The sequence below is a fragment of the Williamsia soli genome, assembly GCF_017377795.1.
GTDB classification, from domain to species: Bacteria; Actinomycetota; Actinomycetes; order Mycobacteriales; family Mycobacteriaceae; genus Williamsia; species Williamsia soli.
Genome location: NZ_JAFRDR010000003.1, coordinates 728,357 through 734,605 on the forward strand (window position 1 = coordinate 728,357; position 6,249 = coordinate 734,605).

Here is a 6,249-nt window from a genome sequence, read left to right on the forward strand (position 1 = left end):
CCCGCTTGGGTCGAACAGCCGGAGAGCAACGTTGAAATTGTCCAACTTCACCCCCGAACGCAAACAGCAGGAAACCCGCGCTTCGGGCGACTCCACGCGACCGCGAATGTCGATTCTCCGTTATCGCGTCGACGTGATCTTGGCCGCGCTGGACTTCTTGCTGGTTACCATAGGCCTGAGTGTCCTCTGGCATTCGATGATCGAGGCCCTCGTCGCCGGCGTAGTGGTCGTCCTACTCATCGAATTGGCCGGCCACTACCAGAATCAGATCACCCTGTCGGCGCTCGATGAGATACCTCGACTGGCCGGCACCTGCATCATTGCGATCTTCCTGATCACCGTCTTGTTCGATGTCGAGACGACAACCCTGGAGATCTTCACCAGGGCACTGCTGCTCTTCGCCGCATTGTTCGCGCTACGGGTCATCTATTACGGGGTCCGGCGGAGGCGGCGGGCACGCAACGTCAGTTCGCGAAGCCGCACCGTCATCATCGGCGGTGGGGTGGTGGCTGCCGAGCTGATCGAACGGATTGCCGAGCACCCGGAGTTCGGACTCGAACCCGTCGCCGTCATCGATCGGGACCCGCTCTTCGATACGCGCTCGCTCCGCATTCCGGTCATCGCCGACATCTCTTTGCGCGAACTCGTGGTGCGCGAACGCGTGGGCACAGTCATCGTCGCTTTCACCAATACCGCCGACTCCGCACTGGTCTCACCACTGCGCGAGTGCGGAGAACTCGACTGCGAAATCTACATAGTGCCGCGGTTGTTCGAGTTCACCCATCTCAGCGCAGACATGGATCGAGTGCACACCATTCCCCTGATGAAGGTGCGCCGCAACGCGTACCGCAGTTGGTACTGGCGCTGTAAGCGGGTGTTCGACTGCACAGCAGCTCTGATCGCCCTCGTCGTGTTGTCCCCGCTCATGGCCGCAGCCGCAGTGGCCGTGTACCTCGGCAATCGTCGTGCACCCATCATCTTCCGGCAGGTCAGGGTCGGCCGGCACAGCAAAGAGTTCACCCTCTACAAGTTCCGTTCCATGAACCCTGTGGCTGCGTCCGCCTCGGACAAGGACTGGAATCCCGGCACGGCGTCGCCGCGGTTGAACACTGTCGGCCGCATTCTCCGCAAGACTTCCATCGACGAACTCCCCCAGTTGTGGAATGTCGTGCGCGGCGACATGTCGCTCGTCGGACCGCGTCCGGAGCGACCACATTTCGTCGAACAGTTCCGAGAGTCCGTGACGTCGTACGGAGATCGGCATCGCGTCGATGTCGGACTGACCGGGTGGGCCGCGATCAACGGCCTGCGCGGCGACACCAGCATCCGAGACCGGGCGCTCTACGACAATTTCTACATCGAGAACTGGTCGGTGTGGCTCGACATCAAGATCATCATCCTGACGATTCGGGCTGTCGTCCGCGGCACCGGCTCGTAGCGCCCCGGCACAGCTACGGACGCGTCCCCTACGCCCCGATCGACCGGAGGCCGTCGCGTCCGATGGAGTCGAAGTCGACCGTGCGCCCGCCTCCGGCCATCTTCGCCGCGTACATCGCTTCGTCGGCGTCGCGGATGATGTCGGCAGCCGGCTGATCGCCTCGACCCCGAACCCACACCACACCGACGCTTGCACTGATCACAAACTTCTGTCCGCGGATGGCAACCGGCTCGGCGAGGCTCTGGTGGATCATGCGTGAGATCCAGTCCACCTCGTCCCGATCGTCGCTGTCGATCACAGCGATGAACTCGTCGCCTCCGAGTCTGCCGACGAACCCCTGTGTAGGGGTCAGCGAGTGCAGGCGCCGGGCCACCGCGATCAGCGCCCGGTCCCCGCCTGCGTGGCCGAACGTGTCGTTGACCCGTTTCATGTGGTCGAGGTCGACGAACATGACCGCGAGAGATCGTGGCTGTCCATCGCCTTGCAGTCGCTCGGTCAGTGTCGTCTGCAGCCGCGCGAGCGCGGCGGGCCGATTCAGGAGTCCGGTCATGTGGTCGTGCTGGGCGGCGTAGGCCAACCGTCGCCATGACGCCTGCTTTTCGGTGATGTCCCGGATCGACACCGCGATGGTCGGATCGTCGTCGGCGCTCCCGTCGACGAGCACTGCGTTGCACTTCAGATGCACACGTCGCCCGCTGGGCAGCACGTAGCCGACGATCATTCCGCTGACGGGCCGTCCGGTCCGGATCACCATCCGATCCGGGTACGAGCCCGGAGTGAGGGGTGAGCCCTCCGCGTCGGTGAAGCTCAGCACGCCGGCCAAACCGCCGCCGAGGCCGAGGTGACGTGCATCCAATTCGAGCAGCTCGCGTGCCGCGGGATTGGCGACGCGGATGCCCTGGCGAGCGGAGACAACAACGACCGCTTCGAGCAGCGAGCTGATGACGGACGCGTGATCGAGGCCCGCGTCTCGGCCGTCGGATCCGGGCGTCGGGGCTGTGCGATTCGGTGTGTTGTGTCGCGCAAAAGTTTTCATCTCTTGCGAGTCCCCTTGGTAGTCATGGCCGAGTACGTGCGTATCGTCTGCTGTCGATCCTGTACGGCTGCTCAGATACCCGCAACAACGGATTTCGGAGCGGCTAACTAAAGTTAAACGGGGCACCGTGATCGCAACGATCATTTGCGAGTGTGAGTAGACGCCCAGCCCGTGACGACCCCACAGCAGGCCCCCAAGATTGGTGTCGTGCGGCCTGCCGTCAACTCATGCCATCGCCAGTGCTATGACGCATTTCACTGGCTTGACATCTGTGCAAATTAAATATTTCAAACCACAGGCGGCGCGTGGCTAACAGCCGGTTCAGACGCCGGTGAGGCGGAGGCGATCGAAGTCGACGGTGTGGCCGCCGCCCTTCATCTTCGCGTGGTACATCGCGGTGTCGGCGTCGCTGATGATGTCTTCGGCGCTGCGGCTGTCGTTGGGTCGCAACCGAACGAGTCCCACACTCGCCCGCATCCGCAGGTCGTTGCCGTCGATGTCGGTGGGATCGGTGAGCAACAGGTGGATCAGATCAGAGATGTCCTCGATGCCGTCCTCGTCGAGTCCGGTCAGGACGGCGACGAACTCGGCCCCGACGACGCGGCCCACCAGATGCCGCGACGGCAATGCCGCACGAAGCCGCTCGGCGGTCATCGCCAGCGCCCGGTCACCACGCAGGTGCCCGAGGGAAACATTCAGCTCTTTGAGCTTGTCGAAGTTGATGACCATCACCACCGTCGACACGTCGGCGTCGTCGCTGCGGGTGGCGGCGAGCAGGTCACCGATCTGCCCGAGGACGAAGGTCAGGTTCGGGAGTCCGGTGACGGCGTCGTAGTTGTCACTCTTGTGCACGCGCTCACGCAGCCTGTGCAGCTCGGTGATGTCGGATAAGGCCACCACCACAGACGACTCCGGATCGGACTCGTCCATCAAAGATACGCTGCAACACAACCACATTCGTTCGCCGTCGGGTCGATCGATCTGGATCTCCAGATCCCTGACCGCTCGCCGATCCCTGACGATGGTGTTGTGGGGCAATTGCTCGAAGGTGATTTCCTTGCCATCCGCCAGATACATCGTCTGGGGGCGGGCGATGTCCACCCGGGCACCACCGCGGCCCTCGAGTATCGCGAGCAGCTCCCGCGCCGTGTCGTTGGCTACCTCGATGTCACCGTGGGGCGACAGGATCAGCACTCCAGGCGACAACGTATCCACCAACGCCATGAGCTCTGATCGCCCCCGCGCATGATTAACCAACCGCCCATTATTGGCGGCGATCTCGGATTCAGACAGCATTCCCGACCCCTGGTATCCCTAGACCATCGAAAGTGAGTTTCACGATCACCTTTCGACACAGTATGCAGCATGTTGCAGCAAAAGAGCAGGGCCAACCACGACTTCAGTGCCCTCAGGAAGCCCTGGATCTCATGTCGTCGCCGTCGGGCGACTCCGGCCGCGCCTCCTTGATGTCGCGTAGCCGTATCGCCCGGCCCACCAGGATTGCAACAGCCACGGAGATGGCGATCCACACCAGCACCGCGATGGTTATCACAACGGCAAGCACCAGTCCATAGTGCCAACAGATTGCCGTTTTGGACACGGTTGACCAAGATTCACAGGGAGCTTTTATCTCCCGCGGTGTCGATCGTTCGTCATGCGACGTCGATTTTCGGGTCTTCCGAGCGTTAACATTCACGATCGAACCTCAAACGAAGGAAGTCATGCGGAACGACGTCGTCCTGGGGATCTCCATCGATGCCGGAGAGATCCTGTCGGTGCTCATCGACGGCGCCAGTGGCGAGCTGCTGGCCCAGAACCGCATGCCCATCTCGCCGCAGTCCGATCTGATCGCCACCATCGACCGACTGATCCGGTCGGCCCCCGAGACGATCACCTCGGTGGGGATCGCGTGCGCCGACCCTTCCACCCAGATCCTGCTGAATCAAGCACGACGAAGCTCCCCCGCCCCGCAGACCGACGAAGAAGACGACGACGACGCCATCCCGGCGTGGCTCTTGGCCGCCAGCATCACCTCGATCGCCACCGCCGTGGCCGTGGTGGCCGCCCGCCAATTCGCCGGAATGGGCAAGATCCTGGTGGTCAACGTCGACGGCGCCGGCCACACCGCAGCAGTGCAGCCGATGGTGCTCGTCGACCCGCTGACCGAATCCGTCGTCGACACCGCGACGCTGCCGGCGGGGACACCCCCGGTGCAGGAGATGGCCGGCGCCAACGCTGTCGCCGACTCGATGTCGAAGATGCCCGGCCGCGGCCGTGACGTCGAGATGATCGCCTCGGCCGGCGCGGGATCGGATATCCCCCACCTCGCGAGCACGCTGGGCGCAGCCACCGGCCTGGGAGTTCAGCCCCTTGACCACGGTGAGTTCGCTGTCGCCCATGGCGCAGCTGCGCTCACGAAGTCGAACGAACCTGCGCCTATGGCCGCGGCGGCCGGCCCGGGTAAGCGGAAGGGCATGCTGCTCGCCGGCGCGGCCGGTCTGGCCGTCTCTGCCGCGTTGATCGGGGGTTCGGCGTACCTGATCAAGAACGGCGACTCCGAGAGCCCGCGGAACGCCGATGTGGTTGCACCTTTCTCCGTCAGTTCAACCACGGCGACCTCCACGAAGACGCCCAGCGCAACATCACCGCGGATCACGTCGCCCAGCCGGGGGCCGTCGACGACGACTACCGTCGAGCCGACGACCACCACCGCGGTGACGGTGGACGTCACCCCCGAGACGACCTCGGACCGTCCGGTGCCGATTCGGGTGCCCGGTCGCACGACATCGTCGACTCCGACCACCACGCCGTGGACCTACACACCGCCGTCCCGGCCGTCGGTGACCAGGTCGACGTCGACCACCCCACCGCCCTCGCCGTCAGAGGAACCGTCCCGGTAGCTCCACCACATTCAGTCCCGTAAGCGACCGCCGAGGGCTATCTTCCCTCGGCCACCCCTATCCGGACCGAATTCGGTGGCGATCGGAGGATGTGATGGCTCGGATGTCGGCCATCACCTCATCCCAGCCGTAGACAACATCGTCGTAGGTGAGCCGCATGGTCAACCACCTGCCCACCAGGGCGTTGCGATCTCTGCGGCGGTCGTTGCGGTAGTTCTCCAGACTCGTGTGGTGACTGATGCTGTCGCACTCGATCCAAAGACGGCCGATCCGCAGATCCACGTAACCGACCCTGTGGATCGATGGTTGAACGTGAACAGTGAAACCTGCTGCCCGCAGTCGCAGCCGCGCAAGCGATTCGGTCCCCGACTGGGAGTTGGGGTCGCACTTGCCCATCAGGTCGAACATCTTCTGCGAGACCCTGCCCATCTCGGACTGGAGCGCCGGGACCGACAGCCCGAGAGTGTTCATGACCGAGTCGCACACCGCGATCCAATCCTCGGCCGACATGCAGCGGAACGCGCACCCGAGTGCGATCGGGATCGGGTCGAGGGCGGTGCTCACCGGAACAGGACGGCCCGGACCCTGGCACGAGCGGCTCCGATGTTGCTTGCCGTGTCTGGTGGTCCGCACGTGCACGCGCTCGTAGCCAACCGGGACCCAGAGCCCATGCTTGCGCAACGCGGATACGCAGCTCAACGCTCCCCCGAGCTGAACCGCCTCCACGACAAGAGAATCCGCAGTCGGTAACGCATACCACCCGTTCCGCACGCTGACCAGCAGCCCGCCTGCCAACTGCTTACGCAGTTGCCACCCGTCCAGGCCGCGCTCCCGAAGCTCGGCCCGGCTGTACACCCCGACATCCATGGGAATCT

Annotated in this window: 6 protein-coding genes; 2 read left to right on the top strand and 4 right to left on the bottom strand. The window is 63.9% G+C overall.

The annotated features are described in order from the left end of the window. Window positions 1-31 precede the first annotated feature (31 nt). On the top strand, window positions 32-1,438 hold the full coding sequence (locus tag J3S28_RS11855) for a sugar transferase (RefSeq protein WP_237341368.1): 1,407 nt from the start codon (window positions 32-34) through the stop codon (window positions 1,436-1,438). Window positions 1,439-1,466: 28 nt separating this feature from the next. Here the strand turns inward: J3S28_RS11855 and J3S28_RS11860 are convergent, their stop codons facing one another. The 3 genes from J3S28_RS11860 to J3S28_RS11870 form a co-directional block, all read right to left on the bottom strand. Further along, a complete protein-coding gene (locus tag J3S28_RS11860) occupies window positions 1,467-2,474 on the bottom strand; it encodes a GGDEF domain-containing protein (RefSeq protein ID WP_207840705.1) in 1,008 nt (335 codons plus the stop codon). Window positions 2,475-2,795: 321 nt separating this feature from the next. Next, entirely contained in the window at window positions 2,796-3,698 is a 903-nt protein-coding gene (locus tag J3S28_RS11865; protein WP_207840707.1) for a diguanylate cyclase domain-containing protein, read from the bottom strand. 184 nt (window positions 3,699-3,882) lie between these two features. Further along, window positions 3,883-4,038, bottom strand: a complete 156-nt coding sequence (locus J3S28_RS11870; RefSeq protein WP_207840709.1) for a hypothetical protein — start codon at window positions 4,036-4,038, stop codon at window positions 3,883-3,885. A gap of 157 nt (window positions 4,039-4,195) precedes the next feature. Here J3S28_RS11870 and J3S28_RS11875 point away from each other — a divergent pair, with 157 nt between their 5' ends. Next, window positions 4,196-5,374, top strand: a complete 1,179-nt coding sequence (locus J3S28_RS11875) for a hypothetical protein (protein WP_207840711.1) — start codon at window positions 4,196-4,198, stop codon at window positions 5,372-5,374. 57 nt (window positions 5,375-5,431) lie between these two features. On the opposite strand, the gene J3S28_RS11880 is transcribed toward J3S28_RS11875, so the two are convergent. Beyond that, the gene (locus tag J3S28_RS11880; protein WP_207840713.1) at window positions 5,432-6,241 is read right to left on the bottom strand and encodes a hypothetical protein; all 810 of its coding nucleotides are present in this window, start codon (window positions 6,239-6,241) and stop codon (window positions 5,432-5,434) included. Between the last annotated feature and the right edge of the window lie 8 nt (window positions 6,242-6,249).